Origin of the sequence: Caproicibacterium lactatifermentans, assembly GCF_013315815.1 — a bacterium.
Lineage (GTDB): Bacteria > Bacillota > Clostridia > Oscillospirales > Acutalibacteraceae > Caproicibacterium > Caproicibacterium lactatifermentans.
On the sequence record NZ_CP046051.1, the window covers coordinates 648,213 to 668,942 of the forward strand.

19 protein-coding genes are annotated in these 20,730 nt (G+C 51.4%); 18 read left to right on the plus strand and 1 reads right to left on the minus strand.

Features of this window, described 5'->3' with window-relative positions; translation table 11 throughout:
- Window positions 1–102 precede the first annotated feature (102 nt).
- The 18 genes from hpf to GJQ69_RS03220 all read left to right on the plus strand — a co-directional run bounded on the left by hpf (window position 103) and on the right by GJQ69_RS03220 (window position 19,988).
- On the plus strand, window positions 103–651 hold the full coding sequence (gene hpf / locus GJQ69_RS03135) for a ribosome hibernation-promoting factor, HPF/YfiA family (protein WP_086036126.1): 549 nt from the start codon (window positions 103–105) through the stop codon (window positions 649–651).
- A 79-nt stretch (window positions 652–730) separates the two neighbouring features.
- Window positions 731–1,855 carry a THUMP domain-containing class I SAM-dependent RNA methyltransferase gene (locus tag GJQ69_RS03140; protein ID WP_086036123.1) on the plus strand — a complete coding sequence of 375 codons (1,125 nt, stop codon included), beginning with the start codon at window positions 731–733 and terminating at the stop codon, window positions 1,853–1,855.
- A gap of 238 nt (window positions 1,856–2,093) precedes the next feature.
- Entirely contained in the window at window positions 2,094–2,378 is a 285-nt protein-coding gene (locus GJQ69_RS03145) for a co-chaperone GroES (protein ID WP_086036120.1), read from the plus strand.
- Window positions 2,379–2,442: 64 nt separating this feature from the next.
- The gene (gene groL, locus GJQ69_RS03150; protein WP_086036118.1) at window positions 2,443–4,077 is read left to right on the plus strand and encodes a chaperonin GroEL; all 1,635 of its coding nucleotides are present in this window, start codon (window positions 2,443–2,445) and stop codon (window positions 4,075–4,077) included.
- Between the two features lie 253 nt (window positions 4,078–4,330).
- Window positions 4,331–4,750, plus strand: coding sequence for a division/cell wall cluster transcriptional repressor MraZ (gene mraZ / locus GJQ69_RS03155; protein WP_086036116.1), 420 nt, complete (start codon window positions 4,331–4,333; stop codon window positions 4,748–4,750).
- A gap of 20 nt (window positions 4,751–4,770) precedes the next feature.
- The gene (gene rsmH, locus GJQ69_RS03160; RefSeq protein WP_086036113.1) at window positions 4,771–5,727 is read left to right on the plus strand and encodes a 16S rRNA (cytosine(1402)-N(4))-methyltransferase RsmH; all 957 of its coding nucleotides are present in this window, start codon (window positions 4,771–4,773) and stop codon (window positions 5,725–5,727) included.
- Window positions 5,728–5,807: 80 nt separating this feature from the next.
- Window positions 5,808–6,320, plus strand: a complete 513-nt coding sequence (locus GJQ69_RS03165; protein WP_086036110.1) for a hypothetical protein — start codon at window positions 5,808–5,810, stop codon at window positions 6,318–6,320.
- Between the two features lie 204 nt (window positions 6,321–6,524).
- A complete protein-coding gene (locus tag GJQ69_RS03170) occupies window positions 6,525–8,897 on the plus strand; it encodes a penicillin-binding transpeptidase domain-containing protein (protein WP_086036107.1) in 2,373 nt (790 codons plus the stop codon).
- Window positions 8,898–8,993: 96 nt separating this feature from the next.
- On the plus strand, window positions 8,994–9,449 hold the full coding sequence (locus GJQ69_RS03175) for a hypothetical protein (protein ID WP_157658961.1): 456 nt from the start codon (window positions 8,994–8,996) through the stop codon (window positions 9,447–9,449).
- Between the two features lie 79 nt (window positions 9,450–9,528).
- Window positions 9,529–10,578: a phospho-N-acetylmuramoyl-pentapeptide-transferase gene (gene mraY / locus GJQ69_RS03180; RefSeq protein WP_338031363.1), complete on the plus strand. Its 1,050-nt coding sequence runs from the start codon at window positions 9,529–9,531 to the stop codon at window positions 10,576–10,578.
- A gap of 63 nt (window positions 10,579–10,641) precedes the next feature.
- A complete protein-coding gene (locus GJQ69_RS03185) occupies window positions 10,642–11,967 on the plus strand; it encodes an FtsW/RodA/SpoVE family cell cycle protein (protein WP_236849728.1) in 1,326 nt (441 codons plus the stop codon).
- Window positions 11,968–12,050: 83 nt separating this feature from the next.
- Entirely contained in the window at window positions 12,051–13,181 is a 1,131-nt protein-coding gene (gene murG, locus GJQ69_RS03190; protein ID WP_086036101.1) for an undecaprenyldiphospho-muramoylpentapeptide beta-N-acetylglucosaminyltransferase, read from the plus strand.
- 70 nt (window positions 13,182–13,251) lie between these two features.
- Entirely contained in the window at window positions 13,252–14,520 is a 1,269-nt protein-coding gene (murA, locus tag GJQ69_RS03195) for a UDP-N-acetylglucosamine 1-carboxyvinyltransferase (RefSeq protein WP_086036099.1), read from the plus strand.
- A 46-nt stretch (window positions 14,521–14,566) separates the two neighbouring features.
- Entirely contained in the window at window positions 14,567–15,481 is a 915-nt protein-coding gene (locus GJQ69_RS03200) for a cell division protein FtsQ/DivIB (protein ID WP_157658960.1), read from the plus strand.
- A 172-nt stretch (window positions 15,482–15,653) separates the two neighbouring features.
- Window positions 15,654–16,844: a cell division protein FtsZ gene (gene ftsZ, locus GJQ69_RS03205; protein ID WP_174192907.1), complete on the plus strand. Its 1,191-nt coding sequence runs from the start codon at window positions 15,654–15,656 to the stop codon at window positions 16,842–16,844.
- Between the two features lie 304 nt (window positions 16,845–17,148).
- A complete protein-coding gene (locus GJQ69_RS03210) occupies window positions 17,149–18,075 on the plus strand; it encodes a magnesium transporter CorA family protein (protein ID WP_086036092.1) in 927 nt (308 codons plus the stop codon).
- Between the two features lie 42 nt (window positions 18,076–18,117).
- On the plus strand, window positions 18,118–18,654 hold the full coding sequence (locus GJQ69_RS03215; RefSeq protein ID WP_274379844.1) for a FumA C-terminus/TtdB family hydratase beta subunit: 537 nt from the start codon (window positions 18,118–18,120) through the stop codon (window positions 18,652–18,654).
- A 134-nt stretch (window positions 18,655–18,788) separates the two neighbouring features.
- On the plus strand, window positions 18,789–19,988 hold the full coding sequence (locus GJQ69_RS03220) for a cation diffusion facilitator family transporter (protein ID WP_086036090.1): 1,200 nt from the start codon (window positions 18,789–18,791) through the stop codon (window positions 19,986–19,988).
- Between the two features lie 418 nt (window positions 19,989–20,406).
- Here GJQ69_RS03220 and GJQ69_RS03225 read toward each other — a convergent pair whose 3' ends face one another.
- Window positions 20,407–20,628: a hypothetical protein gene (locus tag GJQ69_RS03225; RefSeq protein ID WP_086036087.1), complete on the minus strand. Its 222-nt coding sequence runs from the start codon at window positions 20,626–20,628 to the stop codon at window positions 20,407–20,409.
- Window positions 20,629–20,730 lie beyond the last annotated feature (102 nt).

Here is a 20,730-nt window from a genome sequence, read left to right on the forward strand (position 1 = left end):
CTGAATGCTTTTATTCTTTTGGGGAATGTGCTATAATATTTATAGAAAAACAGGGAATCCTGCTTTTCAAGTAAAGTTCCCGCAGAAGGAGATGTCTTCAGTATGAATGTTACCATAACCGGCAGAAAAGTGAACCTGCGCGACAGTTTTAAGGAGCTTGCCCGTAAAAAGCTTTCTCGTTTTGACCGCATTTTTGATGAAAATGCAACCGCAAAAATTGTGGTCACCGTGGAGCGCAACCGCCAGACCGTTGAAATCACCGTTCACAGCAACGGCATGATTTTCCGCGGCGAAGCTACGGACTACGATATGAACACCGCACTGGATGAGGTCATCAGCTCCCTTGGGCGGCAGATTCGCAAAAACAAGAGCAGGCTGGACAAGCAAATTCACTCTGCCGCACTGGACCAGTACATACAGCAGTATGTCAATGCCAATGCCGAGCCGGAGGAAAGCTACAAAATTGTGCGTACCAAGCACTTTGTGGTGAAGCCGATGAGCGTAGATGAAGCGATTCTGCAGATGAACATGCTGGAGCATCAGTTCTTTATGTTCCGCAATCAGGACACCGAGCAGATTAACGTGGTCTATCGCCGCAAGGCCGGCAACTATGGTCTTCTGGAGCCGGAAAATCCGGCAGATGACGAATGAATCATACTTTTACAAAAGACAGATAAACAAGGCGGGGCCGGGGACAAACCGGCCTCTCTTGCTGTCTGCAGGAGGATATATGGAAGATTTTAAGTTAACAGCCCCATGCCTTTTGGGTGTGGAGGGCCTTGTCAGCAGGGAACTGCGCGATATGGGTGCACAGAATGTGCAGGCACAAAATGGTCATGTACTGTTCGACGGCACCCCGCAGATGCTGGTACGGGCCAATCTATGTTCCCGTTTTGCGGAACGGATACAGGTGGAAATGGGTACATTTCCTGCCTGTACGTTTGACCAGCTTTTTGAGGGCGTGCGTGCTCTGCCATGGGAATGCTGGATAGGCAGGGAGGACGCGTTCCCCGTCAAGGGGCATTGCCTTTCTTCTCAGCTGCACAGTGTGCCGGACTGCCAGAAAATCATCAAAAAGGCGATTGTGGAACGTTTGAAAAACCGTTACCATGTCAGCTGGTTTAAGGAAAGCGGCAATTTGTATCAGGTGCAGTTCCTGATTATGAAAGACCAGGTGCGTGTTATGCTGGACACTTCCGGCATTGGCCTGCACAAGCGAGGTTACCGGAGAAAGGCGGCACAGGCACCGATTAAGGAAACGCTGGCGGCGGCGCTGGCGGCCTTGTCCCGTGTGCGTACGGACGCAAACCTATATGACCCCTGCTGCGGTTCCGGTACCATCTTGATTGAATCGGCTATGTATGCCATGCATATGGCACCCGGTCTGCGTCGTCACTTCACGGCCCAGCAGTGGCCGCAGATTCCGGAAGAACTGTGGGAGCAGGAGCGCGGACGTGCACAGGACCTTATCCTGTGGGACGCGGCTTTTACCGGCTACGGCAGTGATATTAATGAGGAAGCGGTTCAGCTGACGCTGGAAAATGCCCGCAAGGCCGGTGTCGGTGACCGCATTCAGGCACGGCAGGCAGATTTGGCCGATTTTGCCCCGCAGACGGAGCATGGCTGTGTCATTTGCAACCCGCCTTATGGCGAACGCCTTCTGGACCTTAAACAGGCAGAAGCCTTGTACCGCAACATGGGCCAAGTTTTTCCGGCACGCCGCGGTTGGAATTATACTGTTATTTGTTCCGATGAAATTTTTGAGCACTGCTTTGGACGGAAAGCCGATAAAAGCCGCAAACTGTATAATGGCATGATTAAATGCCGTGCCTATATGTTCTATAAGCATCCATAAAAGGGAATATACGTATGGAATCTTGGCACTCTAAGAAAAAGAGTGCCATTTTTATTCCAAATTAGAACCAAAAGGCACTTTAATTGTAAATAATTTGTGAAGTCGGAACTTTTTTTGAAAAAGGACTTGATTTTTCGGAAAAATCGGCTAAAATAATGTTTAGCACTCAGGGAAAGCGAGTGCTAAACTAACTAGTAAATAATTTCTACCATGTAACTGTTAAGGAGGATGCATTTTTATGACAATTAAACCTTTGTCCGACAGAATCCTGATTAAAATGGAACCCGCAGAAGAAACCACAAAAAGTGGTATTTTGCTGACCGGCTCTGCAAAAGAGAAGCCTCAGGTCGCTGACGTTGTTGCAGTTGGCCCTGGCGGATTGGTAGACGGCAAGGAAGTTAAGATGACTGTTAAGGTCGGCGACCGTGTACTGACCAGCAAGTATTCCGGCACCGAAGTGAAGGTCGACGGCGAAGATTACACCATTGTTCGTCAGTCCGATGTTCTGGCAGTTGTCGAATAATTTTTGAATACCTGGTGCTGCAGGATGTTGCAGACACCGAACAATACATTTGGAGGTATGAAGTATGTCGAAACAGATTATTTACGGCGAAGACGCACGCAAGGCTTTGATGAAAGGCGTCGATAAGCTTTCTGATACCGTTAAGATTACCCTCGGCCCGAAGGGCCGCAACGTTGTGCTGGACAAAAAGTACGGTGCACCGCTCATCACTAATGATGGTGTAACCATTGCCAAAGAGATTGAATTGGAAGACCCCTTTGAGAACATGGGTGCACAGCTGGTTAAAGAAGTCGCTACGAAGACAAACGATGTTGCGGGCGACGGCACCACAACTGCTACTGTTTTGGCACAGGCTCTCATTCATGAAGGCATGAAGAATGTTACCGCCGGTGCAAGCCCGATGGCAATCCGCAGCGGCATGCAGGAAGCTGTTGATATAGCTGTTGAGGCAATTAAGAAGAACAGCCAGGCTGTCAAGGGCAAGGATGACATTGCGCGTGTTGCAACCGTTTCTTCCTCTAGCTCCTTTGTCGGCAACCTGATTGCTGACGCAATGGAGAAGGTCACCAGCGATGGCGTCATCACCATTGAAGAGTCCAAGACTGCTGAAACTTACAGCGAAGTCGTAGAAGGCATGATGTTTGACCGCGGCTATGTTTCCCCATACCTCGTCACCGATACCGACAAAATGACCTGCGAACTGGACGACCCGTACATCATCATCACCGATAAGAAGATTTCCTCATTCCAGGAGATTCTGCCGCTGCTCGAAAAGATTGTCAACACCGGCAAGAAGTTCCTCATCATTGCGGACGACGTTGAGGGCGATGCCCTGACGAACCTGCTGCTCAACAAGCTGCGCGGTACCCTGAGCTTCTGCGCTGTGAAGGCACCGGGCTTCGGCGACCGCCGCAAGGAAATGCTGGAAGATATCGCTACCCTGACCGGCGGCAAGGTCATCAGCTCCGACTTGGGCGTTGAGTTCAAGGACGTTGAACTGAATATGCTGGGCCGTGCACGTCAGGTTAAGGTTGACAAAGAGAACACCATCATTGTCGACGGCTGCGGCGACAAGAAGGACATTGAAGCCCGTGAGGACCAGATTCGTGCACAGATTAGCGAAACCACCTCTGACTTTGACCGTGAGAAGCTGCAGGAGCGCCTGGCAAAACTGGCCGGCGGCGTAGCAGTTATCAAGGTCGGTGCTGCAACCGAAGTGGAAATGAAGGAAAAGAAGCTGCGCATTGAGGATGCTTTGAATTCCACAAAGGCAGCTGTTGAAGAGGGAATCGTTGCCGGCGGCGGCACTGCTTTGGTCAATGCTATGCCAGCAGTTGAAAAACTGCTGGCTAGCAAGTCCGGCGATGAGAAGACCGGCGTTTCCATCGTGCTGAAAGCTCTGGAAGAGCCAATTCGTCAGATTGTCGCGAATGCTGGCATGGAAGGCTCCGTCGTTCTGGAGAACATCAAGAAGGAAAACAAGGTCGGCTATGGCTTTAACGCTGCAGACGGCACATATGGCGGTATGCTCTCCTTCGGTGTTGTTGACCCAACAAAGGTTACCCGTTCTGCTCTGCAGAATGCTGCTTCTGTTGCTGAAACCGTGCTGACAACAGAATCTCTGATTACTGATAAGCCGGAACCCAAGGCTCCGGCTGCCCCGGCTGCTGACCCGAACATGGGCGGCGGAATGTACTAATTCAAATATACGACTCTGCAAAGAAGTCATGTATTTTTTACCAGTGGCAGGAAAGCCGCTGCAGTGTGCCTGCGAAAAGGTGCGCTGCGGCGGCTTTTTTGTGCTTCCTGTCCTTTCTAGCCCGCATCTTTCAGGCAAAAATCATTGCAATCCCAGTATGATTGTTCTATAATAAAAGCATCAGTGGTGAAAGGTGGTGGAAAGTGGTTCCCTTTCTATGTAAAGTGGTTCCCTTTCCATATGGTAAAGAATTATGTTGATAGGTGAATACCAACATAATATTGACGCCAAAGGGCGTGTGATTGTACCTTCCAAATTCCGGGAGGATTTGGGGGAGCATTTTTATATCGCCAAGGGTCTTGACCATTGCCTTTTCGTCTTTTCACCGAAAGAATGGGAACGCCTGCAGGAAAAAGTTTGTGCCATGCCAATCAGCAAGGCCCGCGGACTGCAGCGTTTCTTCTTCTCCGGCGCGGCGGAAGTCATGCCGGACAAGCAGGGCCGTATCCTTATCCCACAGCCGCTGCGTGACCATGCCAGCTTGACACGAGACGTCACCTTTATTGGTGCCGCCAGCCGGGCGGAAATTTGGAACACAGACGCGTGGAACGCCTTTAACAACAACCTGACCGATGAAAGCATTGCAGAGGCAATGGATGAATTGGACCTGTAAGAAAAGCAGATGGAGGCAGCATGGAATTTGAGCATATCCCGGTTTTGTTTCACGAGACGATTGAAAGTCTCGCGGTGCAGCCGGATGGACGCTATATTGATGGTACAGCAGGCGGCGGCGGCCATAGCGGGGCAATTTTAAAGCAACTGACCGGTACCGGACGGCTGCTTTCCATTGACCGTGACCCAGATGCCATTGCTGCCTGCCGGGAACGCTTTGCGGACAACCCCCACAGCATTCTGCGGCAGGGAAACTTTTCGGATATGCTGACACTGGCTGAAGAGGAGAAAATGCTTCCGGTGAACGGCGTTTTGCTGGATTTGGGCGTTTCTTCTCATCAGCTGGACGATGCAGAGCGTGGCTTTTCTTATCATCAGGACGCACCACTGGATATGCGAATGAGTCAGTCCGGCCCGAGTGCCGCGGATTTGGTCAACACACTGCCATGGCAGCAGCTGGCGGAAATCCTCAGCAGGTATGGGGAAGAGCGTTTTGCGGCCCGTATCGCGCAGAATATTGTGCGGGAACGGGAGAAACAGCCGATTCAGACCACCTGTCAGCTTGCGCAGCTGGTAAAGGACAGCATTCCGGCCGCTGCACGGCGCCGTCCGGGACACCATCCGGCCCGCAAAACTTTTCAGGCGCTGCGTATCGCTGTTAATGGGGAATTGGATGCTTTGCAGGCGGGCCTGACCGCCGCTTTTGATGCGCTGGAACCGGGCGGCAGGCTGTGCGTTATCACATTTCAGTCGCTGGAGGACCGTATTGTAAAGCACCAGATGGCAGAATGGTGCAAGGGCTGCACCTGCCCGCCGGACTTTCCGGTATGCGTCTGCGGCAAAAAACCGCGCGCGGAGCTTTTGTACCACAAGGGACTGACACCGAATGAAGCGGAGCTTGCGAAGAATCCGCGCAGCCGCAGTGCCCGTTTGCGGGTATGTACCAAGCTGCCGGAAAGCAAAAAATCTGCTCTTTAATTAAGATAAAAAATCATTTTTTTGCTCCTTTTGCAGAAAAATGAAAGGTATATCAAAGAGGAATTATAGAAGGTGACACTATGCGCAGTGTAGAAGCATACGATTTCTCCATCTTTGAACGGCGGAACGCCGAAAAGTCCGCCGCGAAAGAAAAAGAGCAGGACTCTGCTCCAGATAATATAATTGAACTGCCAAAGGAAAAAGCAAAAAAAGCAGTGAAAGAGCGCCTGCACGCTCATCCAGTGCGCGTGGCGGTACTTTGTATTGGTATTGTGCTGCTGGTTGCTGTTACCGGTGCTTTTGTATATGGACAAGTTCAGCTTTCTATGCTGGCGGTGCAGATTAGTGATATGGACACCTCATTAAATGAACAGCGGAGTTTGTACACACAGCTGCAAATGAAGAGTGACGCGCAGGAATCCCTTGCTACGGTCGAAGAAATTGCCCAAAACAAGCTGGGAATGTCCCGCATCGATTCCAGCCAAATGGAAAGTGTCGAGATGAATGCCAGCGATAAGGCACAGGTTGTACAGAAGTCGGGGGACTGCGCATTGTCCCGTTTGTGGGAACAGATTTGTGCGCTTCTGTCATAAAATGCCCGGTTCAGAAATAAACTGAGAAATGAACAATGGAAATGATGAAAAACCAAATTCATATGATTTTTAAGGAAACAAACGGATATACATATAATGGCCGGGTGCCGGTCCGGCTGTGGAGCGGGGGAGAGTTAAGGAAGCAATATTCTTTAACTCTTCTTTCTTGTACGGCAGTATTTTTATGGTGTAGGAGGAAAAACAATGGCAAAAAGCACAACGTCTAAAATATGGCGCCGTACCACGCTGGTGCTGGCAGTCCTGATTATTTTCGGTTTTGGGACCGTGCTTTTCAGCCTTGTTAAACTGCAGCTGGTGCATGGGGAGGACCTCAAGTCACAGGCAGTGGAAAATCAGCTGAAAGACACAACGATTGCGGCCCAACGCGGCACGATTTATGACTGTAATATGAAAAAGCTGGCACAGAGCGCTACCGTGTGGAAAGTGGCGCTGGCGCCGGCGGAAATCTACGCCAATTCCGCCAAGGCTACCGATGCACAGAAAAAAAATATTGCAGAGCAGGAGGAAGGCGTAGCTGAGTGCCTGCACCAGGCGCTGGGGCTGGACAAAAACACAGTTTTAACTGCTCTGCGCAAAAATAAGAACTCTTATTGGCAGGTCGTTGCCACTAAGGTGGAAACGGACCAGAAAAATAAGATTATTTCCTATGAGGAAAAGTTCTACACAGACCATAAAAAGAAAATCGGTATTTCCGGCGTTATCAGCTTGGTGGAGGATTATAAGCGCTACTATCCGTACGGCGATTTTGCTAGCAGCGTGCTGGGCTTTACCAACAACGATGGCACCGGCGTGGAAGGCCTGGAGGCAGAGTATAACAGCGAGCTTGCCGGCGTGAATGGCCGTGTTATTGCCGCTAAAAGCGCCAACCAGACCGATATGCCGTTCCAGTATCAGCAAAAGGTCAACGCACAGAACGGCTCCTCACTGGTGCTGACCATTGACGAAGTGGTACAGCACGCATTGGAAAAATATCTTGATGAGGGTGCAAAGCTGAATAAGGTCGGAAACCGTGCCTGCGGCATTCTGATGAATGTAAAGACAGGTGAGATTTTGGGAATGGCCACACGCGGAGGTTTTGATGCCAACAGCATTTTGGCTTCCAGTGTCGCGGAAGAGGGCACCTTTGACCCCAACGATCCCCGTGTGCTGACCGCCAGCGAAAAGGCGCGCATTGCTAAGTTGCCAAAGGAAAAGCAGGCTGCCGCCGAACTGGAGGCACTGCAGCAGAAGTGGCGTAACAAATGCGTCAGTGATACCTATATGCCAGGCTCCGTTTTCAAAATGTGTACTGCTTCCATGGGCATGGAGGAAGGCATTGTGACCGAGAGCACGCCGTTTTTCTGCAGCGGCGCTATTACTGTGGAGGACCGTGTGATTCACTGCTGGAAGTCGGGCGGCCATGGTGCGGAAACATTTGAACAGGCTGTGCTGAATTCCTGCAACCCCCAGTTCGCAACCCTTGGCTTGGAACTGGGCAACCGCACCTTCTTTAAATATTTTGAAGGCTTTGGTTTTACGGCACCCACCGATATTGACCTGCCGGGCGAACCGACAAGCTACAGCTACTATAAAGCAGAGGATTTAAACAAAGTTTCACTGGCGGTTGAAGCCTTCGGCCAGAACTTTAAAATCACGCCAGTTCAAATGATTACTGCCTGTGCGGCAGTGGCAAACGGCGGGTATTTGGTACAGCCGCATATGGTGAAGGAAATTGTCAATTCTGACGGCAATATTGTAAAGATGGCCTCCACATTGACTAAACGGCAGGTCGTTTCCACCGACACCAGCAAGCGTGTAGCCGCTATTCTGCAGAAAGATGCGCTGGCTGGCACAGCAAAGAACGGCTATGTTCCCGGTTACCGTATTGCCGGCAAGACTGGTACCAGTGAAAAGGTAGATAAGGACAATCAGCTGAAAGCAAAGACTGGAACCAAGGGCAATTATTATGTTGCTTCTTACTGCGGCTTCGCGCCGGCAGATGACCCGCAGTATGCGCTGCTTGTGTTCTGCGATGAGCCAAACGGCAGCAGCTATTACGGCAATGCGGTATCCGGTCCTATCTTTAATAAAGTCATGAGTGAAGTTTTGCCGTACCTCGGTGTAGAACCAAAGTATACCAGCGAAGAGCAGCAGAATCTGGCTGTCAAAACGCCGGATACAGTCGGCAAGAGCGTCAAGGCGGCACAGTCCGCAGTCGCCGGTACAGAGGGCGAATTAAAAGTACATATATACGGCAACGGCAGTACGGTTCTGTCACAGCTGCCGGCTTCTGGTTCCAGCATTCCGCGCGGCGGCACCGTAGCGCTGTTCACCAGTGCGGAAAGCAGCAGCCAGACCGTTTCGGTACCAAACCTTGTGGGTGACGGCAGCAACTCCATTAGTTCCGTAGAAAGTCTTGCTTCTGAGGCGGGTTTGAACATCTCCGTCGTTGGTGTTTCCGGCTCCGACAGCGCCAGCTCCGCGGTGGCTGTTTCACAGAATATCGCGGCAGGGCAGAAGGTACAGCCCGGTACGGTCATCAATGTGTCCTTTGCGGAACAAAGCGACTCAGGTTGATGAAATTTGCGCGTGGTGCGCGGTAGAATAGACAGGAGAGCCGCATCCTGAGCCTTGGTGCCTGTGCTGCGGTGCAGAAAGGGAGCGTGCGTTTTTATGGAAAGTCGGTCGATTGTCGTATCAGGGGAGCCTATGGTATCACTTCTGAACCGGCTTCTGCAAAGCTGCGGCTTGACGGACCTGCAGGCAGTGCTGCCCGGCAAGGAGAAGAAAAAAGTGCTGCTGGTTGCGGACAGGGAGCCGATGCTGCGCTATGTAAGCGGGTTCCAGCGCTGTTTGGCATCGTATCCGCTGCGGGAGGACCCGCGTCTGCACAGTGTGCAGCTTTTTACATACTCACTGGAAAGCGACAGTGCGGACTACAATGCCCGCGGCCTGCACGTTACACCGCAGGGGTATACTGCTTTTGAAATCGTTGGTGTCGGATGCATTGGCCGTGTCCGGCTGAAGAGTCTCGCGGAAGGGGAAGAGGAGCGAATCCTTGCGGCTGTAGCTGCGGCGGTTGTCTGCGGTGCCCCGCTTGCCAAGGTTTTGAGCTGCCTGCAGGCATAAAAAACGTTTGGTGCTTTTCCCGTTTTGTGGTATAATACGAAGGTCAGACTGCGGCAGCTGTACAGGAGAGAAGCAGGGGGTGGTAGAAGCCTTCTGCGCGGAGGGTGAAAAAGAAATGGACGTTTTAGCAATCGTTTTAGCGGCGGGCATTGCATTCGCAGTGACCGCTCTGTTGGGAAAGTGGCTGGTGCCCTTCCTGCATAAAATCAATTTTGGACAGACAATCCGCGAAGTAGGTCCCAAATGGCACCAAAAGAAAAACGGCACCCCTACCATGGGCGGTTTCATGTTTATTGTTGGTATTTTGGTAGCTTTGCTGGTCTGCCTGCCCATGACACTGGCCGGCAGCCGCAGCCTTGGCAGCAATATGCTTGGTACAAAGGTTATCGGCGGCTATTTGATGGCTTTGGGGTTTGGTGCTATTGGATTTATTGATGATTATATTAAGGTCGTAAAAAAGCGCAATTTGGGGCTGACCGTTAAGCAGAAGCTGCTACTGCAGTTTATTGTTGCGGCAGCTTATCTGGCAGCCCTAAAGGTGGGCGGTGCTACCTCCGCTACCATGGTTCCATTTATCGGCCGTGTAGACATTGGCATTTGGTACTGGATTATTGCATTCCTCGGCATTGTAGCCATGGTGAATGCCGTGAACTTTACCGATGGCATTGACGGACTCAACGGTTCCGTCACATTCTTTGTGTCAGTATTTTTTATGATTATCGCAGGTATGCTGAAGTCCGCAGGTATGGGCGTGCTGTCCGCCGCGTGTGCGGGCGGCTGCCTCGGATTCCTCATCTGGAACTTTAATCCGGCGAAAGTCTTTATGGGGGATACCGGCTCCCTGTTCCTGGGAGGCATGGTGTGCGCTATGGCGTTTGGGCTGGACATTCCCATTCTGCTGCTGGTGATGGGTATTGTCTATCTCATTGAGATTTTGTCCGTTGTTCTGCAGGTTACCTATTTTAAGGCAACACACGGCAAGCGTCTGTTTAAAATGACGCCGATTCACCACAGCTGTGAAATGAGCGGCTGGAGTGAAGTGAAAATATGCGCTGTGTTCAGCACCATTACGGCATTGGCAGGACTGGTCTCCACTTTTCTAGCCATGAATGCCTACGGCATATGGTAAAAGTACATTGACGTATGAGAAAGAAGCTGTGGCCGCTTGTCCGGCCGGAAAGGAGAGATGAATATGGCAGCACCCAGAAGCAGACAGACAGCACACCGCAGACGTCCGTCTGCCAGGCAGAAGACAGCGCGCCGCCGTTCATCCGCTACAACAGCCACGGCATATGCAGACAGCACACCTGCGGCGCCACGTGCGCCGGTACAGGCATCGGCGTATGTTTCCCGCAGTAGGTGGAAAAGCAAACTGAAAATGCTGTCTGTGCGTTCCGGAATGGACCTTACCTTCTTCTTCCTGGTGCTGGTACTGGTTGCTTTTGGCCTTGTCATGGTCTTTTCGGCAAGCTATGCAAACTCCAGTTACCGTTACGGAACACCTTATCACTTCGTTATCAATCAGGCCATCTATGCAGTTATTGGAATGGTCATCATGGTCCTGCTCTCTTACTTCGATTATCATCACCTGCATAGGCTGGCTCTGCCCATCTATATCATCACGGCCCTGCTTTTGGGCATAACGGTCGTCTTTAAGGGCAGTGCGCTGGTGCGTCCGACGAATGGTGCCTACCGCTGGATTACGATTGGTTCCTTTCAGTTTCAGCCCTCTGAAATTGCGAAGTTCGCGTTGATTTTGCTACTGGCGCATTTGCTATCCAACCGGGACGCTGACCTGCATGACAAGAGCGCAAAGCGTTTTCGCGCGCTGATTTATGTGGCGGCGATTGGGGTTATTTGTGCGTTGGTTGTGGCAGAAAAGCATATGTCCGCCACGATTATCCTGCTGCTGCTGGCAGCCATTATGCTGTTTGTCGGCGGTCTGCCGAAAAAGTGGTTTATTATTGGCGGCATTGTTGTTGTTGGCGCATTGCTGATTGTTGCAAACCTGCCGTATTATGCACACGTTTCCACGCGTATGGAAGTGTGGAAAAATCCATGGAATCCGCAGCTTTCCTCTAATGATGCGTGGCAGACGCAGCAGTCCTTATATGCCATTGGTTCCGGACGGCTGCTTGGTTTGGGGCTTGGCAAAAGCCGGCAGAAGTATTTATACCTGCCAGAACCGCAAAACGACTTTATTTTTGCGATTGTCTGTGAGGAGCTGGGCTTTATTGGCGCGGTGCTGATTATCGTGCTGTTTGCACTGCTGGTGTGGCGCGGCGTGATGATTGCGCTGCGTGCAAAGGACCGGTTTGGCATGCTGCTGGGCATTGGCCTGATTATGCAGGTCGGACTGCAGGTAGTCCTGAATATTGCGGTTGTTACCAACACCATTCCGAACACCGGTGTCAGCCTGCCATTTTTCAGCGCGGGTGGTACGTCGCTGGTGATGCTGCTGGCACAGATGGGGCTGATTCTGTCTATTTCACGTACATCCAATATTGAAAAATCTTAGCGGCGGCCGTGGCGGCAAAGGCGTTTTTCTGCTTTTGCCGCTGTACTGTCTGCCGACTAAAAGGTTAAAGGAGCAATGTCTGTATGAGAATACTGTTTGCCGGCGGCGGTACAGCAGGACACATCAACCCGGCTTTGGCCATAGCCGGATATGTGAGAGAGCAGGAACCAGACGCACAGATTTTATATGTCGGCGCGAAGGGCGGCATGGAGGAGCGCCTGGTGCCGCAGGCCGGTTTTGCCTTTCAAAGCATCGTGATTTCCGGTTTTCAGCGCAAGGTGACTTTGCAGAACATTGGGCGCAACTTGAAAACAGTGGTGCACCTGTTTTCCTCCACAGCCGAGTCCAAAAAAATCATACAGAAATTCCAGCCGGATATCTGTGTCGGCACAGGCGGGTATGTGTCCGGTCCGGTCATTCGGGAAGCGCTGAAGCTGCATATTCCAGCGGTCATTCACGAGCAGAACGCCTTTCCGGGTGTTACGAATAAAGCGCTTAGTAAAAATGCTGACCGCGTTATGCTGGCCAATGCGGATGCACAGAAGTACATGGCGAAGAACGCGCGCTTTGTTCTGACCGGAAACCCGGTACGCATGGAGGTTATCCGCGCGGACCGCACAGCCGCCCGCCGCACCCTGCACTTGGACAGCCGCCCGCTGATTCTTTCGTTCGGTGGCAGCCTTGGTGCCCGCAAAGTGAACGAGGCAGTGCTGGACCTGATAACAGAATCGGCGAAAACGGACCGCTTTCAGCACATTCACGCTTACGGTCAGTACGGCGGCTGGTTCCCACAGAAGCTGGAGGAACGCGGCGTGCATTTGGCCGACCACCCGAATTTCGATATTCGTCCATACATAGACAATATGCCGGAATGTCTGGCGGCGGCGGATTTGGTTATCTGCCGGGCCGGTGCCATCACGCTGAGTGAACTGCAGGCAAAAGGCCGTGCCGCCATTATTATTCCCAGCCCCAATGTTGCGGAGAACCACCAGTACTATAATGCCATGAGCATGGTTAACCGCGGCGCGGGCGTCATTTTGGAAGAAAAGGACCTGACCGGCGCCGCACTGGTGCAGAAAGTCCGCACTCTTTTTGAGAAGCCGGATACCATCCCTGCTTTGGCAGTCAATGCGCGAAAAATGGCGATTTTAGACACAAACGCGCGCATTTATGCGATTCTGCAGGAAGTTTTGAAAGAGCGCAAAATGCGGTAACAGAAATTTCTTCGTACCAAATAAGCAGTGCCCTGCATAGTATGGCAAAGATTATGTGGGGGTGTTGTTAATGTCAAAATTACGCATCAGCGGCCCGTGCCGTCTGCATGGGGAGGTGCAGGTGCACGGTGCGAAAAACAGCGCTCTGCCCCTGCTGGCGGCCTCTCTGTTGTGCACACAGCCGTGTTTGCTGCGGAACTGTCCGCATCTTTCGGATGTAGATACTGCGATTACGATTCTGCGACGGCTTGGCTGCCGGGTATCAGCGGAAGGGGACGCGGTTTCCGTGGATGCACGTACCATGTCGTCCTGCACAATCCCAGATGCCCTGATGAGAGAAATGCGCTCCTCTATTATTTTCTTGGGGGCAATCATTGGGCGTATGGGGGAGGCTTCCCTCAGTTTCCCCGGCGGGTGCGAGCTGGGGCCGCGTCCCATCGACCTGCACCTGCAGGCGCTGCGGCGGCTGGGGGTGCAGATAACGGAAGACCATGGCAGGCTTCTCTGTACGGCGCCGAATGGGCTGCAGGGGGCACAGATTACGCTTTCCTTCCCAAGCGTCGGAGCAACCGAAAATGTGCTGATTGCCGCCGCAACGGCAAAAGGAACAACGGTACTGGAAAATGCGGCACACGAGCCGGAAATTGAAGATTTAGCGGGCTTCCTAAATGCCTGCGGCGCGCGGATTGCAGGGGCAGGCACCAGTACAGTTACCATTGAAGGGGTACAGCGCCTTTCCGGCTGCGCTTATCGGGTGATACCGGACCGTATTGCCGCGGCAACTTATCTGGCGGCAGCGGCGGCTACAGGCAGCAAGCTGACGCTGCGCGGCGTGGTTGTACGTCATCTGGTTCCAGTGCTGCCGGCTTTTGAAGAAGCTGGCTGCCGCTTGACGGCAACCGGTGACACACTGACACTGGCACCGCCAAAAGTGTTGCAGCGTGTACGCTGCATTCGCACCATGCCGTACCCCGGTTTTCCAACGGATGCGCAGGCACCACTTATGGCAATGACTACTGTGGCACAGGGAACCAGCGTCTTTATAGAAAATATCTTTGAGGAACGTTATAAGCATGTAGGCGAACTGCTGCGCATGGGAGCCAATATCCATGTAAATGGCCGTGTAGCAGTGGTGGAAGGGGTGCCGTCTCTTTCCGGCGCACCGGTGGAGGCAGCGGACCTGCGCGGGGGTGCAGCACTGGTCATTGCCGGGCTGGCTGCACAGGGAACAACCATCCTTTCGGGTGTTCATCATATCGACCGGGGCTATGAGGGCATTGAGCAGATACTGCGGGCGCTCGGCGCGGAAATTGAGCGGATTCCGGAGACGGAGGACTGAGAAAATGGCAAATGACGTGAATAACAGAGGAAGACCCTGCAGACATATGTCTGCAGGACAGCGGCAGCGCGCTTACAACCGAATGCGCCACCGCAAGCGCATGAAAGTACTGTTTTACATTATTGCGTTTCTGGCGGTCATTGTAACCGCCGTCATTTTGTGCTTTGTGTTTGTTTTCCGTATCCAAAGCGTTGTGGTAGATGGAAAATCCCGTTATCCCACCGGTCAGATTATGTCTGTCAGCGGGGTAAAAAAGGGGCAGAACCTTTTTTCCGTGGACACTTCGTCGGCCGCTAAGAAAGTAGGAAGTGCCTGCCCCTATTTGACAGAGGTAAGCGTCAACCGGCGGCTGCCGTGCAAGGTAGTCATCAGCGTAAAAGAGGGGACACCCTCCGGTGCGGTACAGTGGAACGGCAAATATATCATGATGGACCATACTGGGCGGGTGATGGAGGTCCTTTCTTCTAAACCTTCCAGTGTGCCGGTCGTGAAAGGGCTGGAAATCAATTCGGCACAAGTTGGCGGTTCAGCTGTATTTAAGGACAGCCAGAAAAGCGGCCTGTATCAGCAGGTGGCAAAGGCAATTTCTGACAACAGTTTTGCCAATGTCACCGTCATTGATGTATCAGATATGTATGACCTCAGTGTAACCTGCCGCACAACGACAGGAAAGAGTTTACAGATAAAGCTGGGCAATTCCACTTATCTGGGAAAGAAATTCCGTTTTGCGAAAGCAACGATGGCACAGCACCTTTCGGGTGAAGCGGGCGTTTTCAACGTTTCTTCTGTTAGCAAAGAGAAATCCATTACATGGTTTACGCCAGCATCTGTTGCCTCATCGGCATCAGCTGCATCGTCGGCCTCCTCTTCGTCGGCTTCGTCCAAAAGTACGTCTAGCAAGGAAAACTCATCCAGCGTTTCAAAAAGTGAGGGTGAAGACTCCTCAGGCAGCGGGGAATAGGCTTTTTTTCGTACAGCTTTTGTGAAAAGCTGATGAAAGCAAAAAAAATCATTGAAATTATGCGCAAAACGTGATAAATTAGTTCTATGATTGTATGGTAGAAGCAATATGATAAAATGACAGAATTCGTGCGGCGCTTGCTGCAGGATGATCAATAAGGAGGAACCGGCAAATGCCTTTTGAAATTGACAACGACTTCGAAAACATCGTTCAGATAAAAGTGGTCGGCGTCGGCGGCGGCGGCGGAAACGCCATTGACCGCATGGTTACCATGGGAGTACAGGGAGTAGAGTTTATCAGTGTTAACACCGATAAACAAGCCCTGTTCCGTTCCAAAGCAACCCAGAAGATTCAGATTGGTGAAAAGGTAACACACGGCAAAGGCGCCGGCAGCAACCCGGAAATGGGTGGTAAAGCTGCAGACGAGAGCCGCGAAGCAATTACAGAAGCGGTGCGCGGCAGTGACATGGTCTTTATTACTGCAGGTATGGGCGGCGGCACCGGCACTGGTGTAGCCCCAGTTGTGGCAGAGATTGCCCGCGACCTCGGCATTTTGACCGTCGGCATTGTGACAAAGCCGTTTGCCTTTGAGGGCAAGCGCCGTATGCAGCAGGCCGAAGAGGGCATTGCACAGCTGCGCGAGCACGTGGATTCCCTGGTCGTTATCCCCAACGAGCGCTTAAAACTGGTTTCGGAACAGCGCATTACGCTGCTGAACGCGTTCTCCGTTGCAGATGATGTGCTGCGGCAGGGCGTGCAGAGTATTTCTGACCTGATTAAGCTGCCTGGCCTGGTCAACTTGGACTTCGCCGATGTGACCGCCGTTATGAAGGACGCCGGCTACGCACACATGGGCGTCGGCCGTGCTTCCGGCAAGGACAAAGCCGAAACAGCCGCCAACATGGCTATTTCCAGCCCATTGCTGGAAACCAGCATTGCCGGGGCAAAGGGTGTTATTATCAATATCACTTCTTCTCCTGACATTGGCTTGGATGAAATTGAAACCGCTTCTTCTATGATTAGCGAACAGGCGAGCGATGATGCAAACATCATTTGGGGCGCCGCGTTCGATGAGAACATGGACGATGAGATGAGCGTTACGGTTATCGCCACTGGCTTTGAAACCAGCGGCGGTGAGGAATCACTGGCAGATGACGGCAGCAAGGCTTCCGATGCAGATGCAGACATCAACATTCTGAACGGTTCCTTTGGCGGCAGCAAGTCTATGGCACATAACGGACCGGCAAAGAAACAGCAGGCACCAGCTGCTGCACCTACGCTCAAGAAGGAAGTAAAGTCTACGCTGGACGATGACGACGAGGGTTTTGTGGATATTATGTCCATCTTTAACCGCAATAAATAAAACAAAGAAGTATTTTAAAGGGCTGGAGCCTCCGTGCGAAAGACGCGGAGCTGGCCCTTTTCTGTTTTCATTAGGAAAAACGCAGGAGAATGAGATTTAGCGCCTCCGATTGCGTCCGGCAATGAAATACCGGAGAATCCCTTGCCTGTTCCGGCGTATTGCTTGTAAACTATTTTGTTTGCTGGTATAATGAAAAATAGTTCAATACAAGGTAGGAGGTGGCACTGGTGAAACCGGACCCGTTTCAGGACCCGCCGAACGCCCGTCGGGCGTATCCAGAGAAAACAGGAGATGTAAAATTGCCATGCTGTCTTTTTACAAAACGGTTGGCGACCAGATGCAGCAGCTTCCTGCCAGTGAGATGGGCTGCTGGATAAACTGCATAGACCCGCAGGACGAAGAGGTATCTGCCCTTATTCGGAACTATTCTGTGGAGCCGGACTTTTTCCGTGCTGCAATGGACGAAGAGGAAAGTCCACGTATTGATAAAGAAGATAACAATACCTTGATTATTGTGGATATTCCGGTCGTAGAAAGCACGGAAAACGAGAAGCTCTTTTATTCAACACGCCCACTGGGCATTATTATTACAGAGAAGAATGTGATTACCGTCAGCCTGCAGCCTAACCCGGTGTTGGATGAGTTTACAGACGGCGCGGTGCGGAATGTACAGACGAACTTAAAGACCCGGTTTGTCCTGCAGCTGATGCTGCGCATTGCGACAAGATTTCTGCTGTACTTGAAACAGATTGAGCGTATCAGCGATACCATGGAAAAAGAACTGCGCCGCTCGATGAAAAACAACGAACTGGTACAGTTGCTGGATATTGAAAAATCACTGGTGTACTTTTCTTCTTCTCTCAAACAGAATGAAATTACTATGGAAAAAATCATGCGTGGGCGTGCAATTAAGCTGTACGACGAGGACCAGGACCTGCTGGAAGATGTACTGATAGAAGTTCGGCAGGCTATTGATATGTCGAATATTTATATGAATATTCTTTCCGGAACAATGGACGCTTTTGCTTCTATCATCAATAACAATCTGAACAATGTGATGAAAGTGCTGGCCTCCATTACATTGATTTTTTCCCTGCCAACGGTTATTTCGGGCATTTACGGCATGAACGTTTCCGGCCTGCCGTTGCCGCAGTTTTGGTTTCCTATGGTGCTGACAGGTGTCAGTATGGTGATTGCAGCAATTATTTTGAAGAAGAAAAGAATGATGTAAAAGCGTTTCTGCCGACGGCGGAATGCGCGGGAGGTGCCTGCTTTGCAGAAGAAGATAACGATTGACGCACAAAAAATGGCGGAACAGGCGCCCCTGCTCCATGCCGGCGACCAGGTGCTTTTAAGTGGTGTGATTTACACCGCACGGGACCAGGCACACAAACGGATACGAAGCCTTATGCAGGCGGGCAAGGTCCTGCCGTTTCCGCTGCAGGGTGCTACTGTTTACTATGCGGGTCCGACACCTACCCCGCTGAATTTGCCCATTGGTGCCTGCGGGCCTACCACTTCCGGCAGAATGGACCCCTATACACCGGCCCTGCTGGATGCAGGACTAAAAGGAATGATTGGCAAAGGCGGACGCAGCGAAGAGGTCTGTCAGGCCATCTGCCGCAACAAAGCGGTTTATCTGTGCGCGGTGGGCGGCGCGGGAGCGCTGGCGGCACAGTGTGTCAAACAGCTGGAAGTGGTTGCGTTCCCAGAACTGGGCTGTGAGTCGGTAAAACGGCTGACTGTGCAGAACTTCCCGCTGCTGGTGGCGATTGACTGCCACGGCGGCAGCCTGTTTGCTGACAGATAAAAAATACTTGTGATTTACCCTAACTGATGATATACTTCCAGTATCTAGGGACTATCCTCTCCGGGCGGAGAGGATTTTTTATACACGGCTGTGCCGGGCAGGCCTCTGCATGGCGGCCGGCAGGAGGATTTTTTATGACTGATTTTTTGGTTCGTCATTTTGTACCGAATCATGAACATACAGAAGAACAGCAAGTACGTGCCTCTTATGGCCGATTTGCCGGCATAGTTGGTGTAGTGACGAACCTGCTTTTGGCCGTGATGAAGTTCATTGCAGGTACGTTGTTCCACAGCTTGGCCATTACGGCAGACGCTGTCAACAACCTGTCCGATTCCGCTTCCAGCATTGTGACGCTGATGGGCTTTAAATTGGCGGAAAAGCCGGCCGATGAGGAACACCCCTTTGGCCATGAACGCATTGAATATATCAGCGGCCTGATTGTTTCTATTGCGGTTCTGTTTGTGGGAATTCAACTGGTGGAGGAGGCTGTCGGCAAAATTGTTTCGCCGCAGGCAGCCAAAATCGGTGTACTGTCCATTGTCATTTTGCTGATTTCGATTGCAGTGAAGCTGTGGCAGTCTGTTTTTTACCGCAAGGTTGCCAAACAGATTGATTCCGCAACGCTGACCGCAACCGCCGCAGACAGCCGCAACGATGTCTTCTCCACAGCAGCCATTTTGTTTGGCATTATCATTACAAAGCTGACGGGCTTTAACCTGGACGGCTATGTAGGGCTGGCGGTTGCGGTCCTGATTATCGTGACAGGGATTCAGCTTATCAAAGAAACCAGCAATCCGCTTCTGGGGCAGGCGCCGTCTAAAGAATTGGTCAATAGCATTTATAAAGATATCACATCCTATGATGGCATTCTGGGGGTACATGACCTGACCGTACACAATTACGGACCGAACCGCTGGTTCGCTTCTGTCCATTGTGAAGTCGACGCACACCAGGATGTTTTGGTCAGCCACGATTTGATTGACAACATTGAACGCACAGTGGGGCAAAAACTGGGCATCCAGTTGCTGATTCACATGGACCCCATTATCGCGGACGACCCGCGCACCAATGAACTCTGTCATCAGGTCAGTGAAATGGTCAAGGCGGTGGAACCGCGGTCCACCATTCATGATTTCCGTGTGGTGTGGGGACCAACGCACTCCAATTTGATTTTTGATGTATGTGTGCCATTTTCCTGCAATCTGACTGACGAAGAGGTTCGTAACCGTGTAAAAATGGGCGTGCGTGCGCTGAGTGACACGTATTATCCGGTGGTTACGGTGGATCGGGATTATGTGCCGTGCAGTGCCTCAGAGCACGGTGAAAGAGCGTAATGGGTAACATTCTTGAAGGAGAAAAAGTGGATTTCAATCAAAAGTGTAGCGCAGTCAGAACAGGAAGACTTATCTTGCTTCCAAAAACGATGAAGGAGATGCACAGTATACGAAAAAGAAACAGACGCTGAAATGAAGCACGCCTATTTCAAAATGATGGAAACCATGCAGCATCTTCCCGGACATGAGGAATGGGGCACGGACTGGAATATCAATCTGCATTCCGGGAAAACAATAGGCGGAATCTGTTGAACAGCGGCTTTGTTCGCGATGGCTTTGGTGCGTAAGGACCGCTTTATAAAAAATTCTGAAAAACAATTTATGGGAAGGCCACTCTGCTGATTTTGCATTGTCAGCGGAGCGGCCTTTTTCGTTACGGGCTTGTTTGGCAGCGGATTCTGCGGGTTCATTTTTGGAATCAATAGAAAAAAGAAAGCAAAGAGAAAAAGGCCAGCAGTATAAAAGGAACGGAGGCCCATTTGCCAAGAATACGCATACTGGAGCTGGGGCTACAGCGGCGGACCAACGGCAAAGGTGTATCCTTTAGGGGCACCCGAATGATTCTCTCAATTTCGTATGAATTGATTGGATTTTTAATGTCGGTTAGGGAGGTAATGATAACCAACAGCTTATCCGCCATGGAAGTCTCTCTTCCAAACTCCGATATTTCCATACTGGATACACATTTCAAGAAAAAGCCATAAAAAATAGGATTAGTACCATTTTTGGTACTAATCCTATT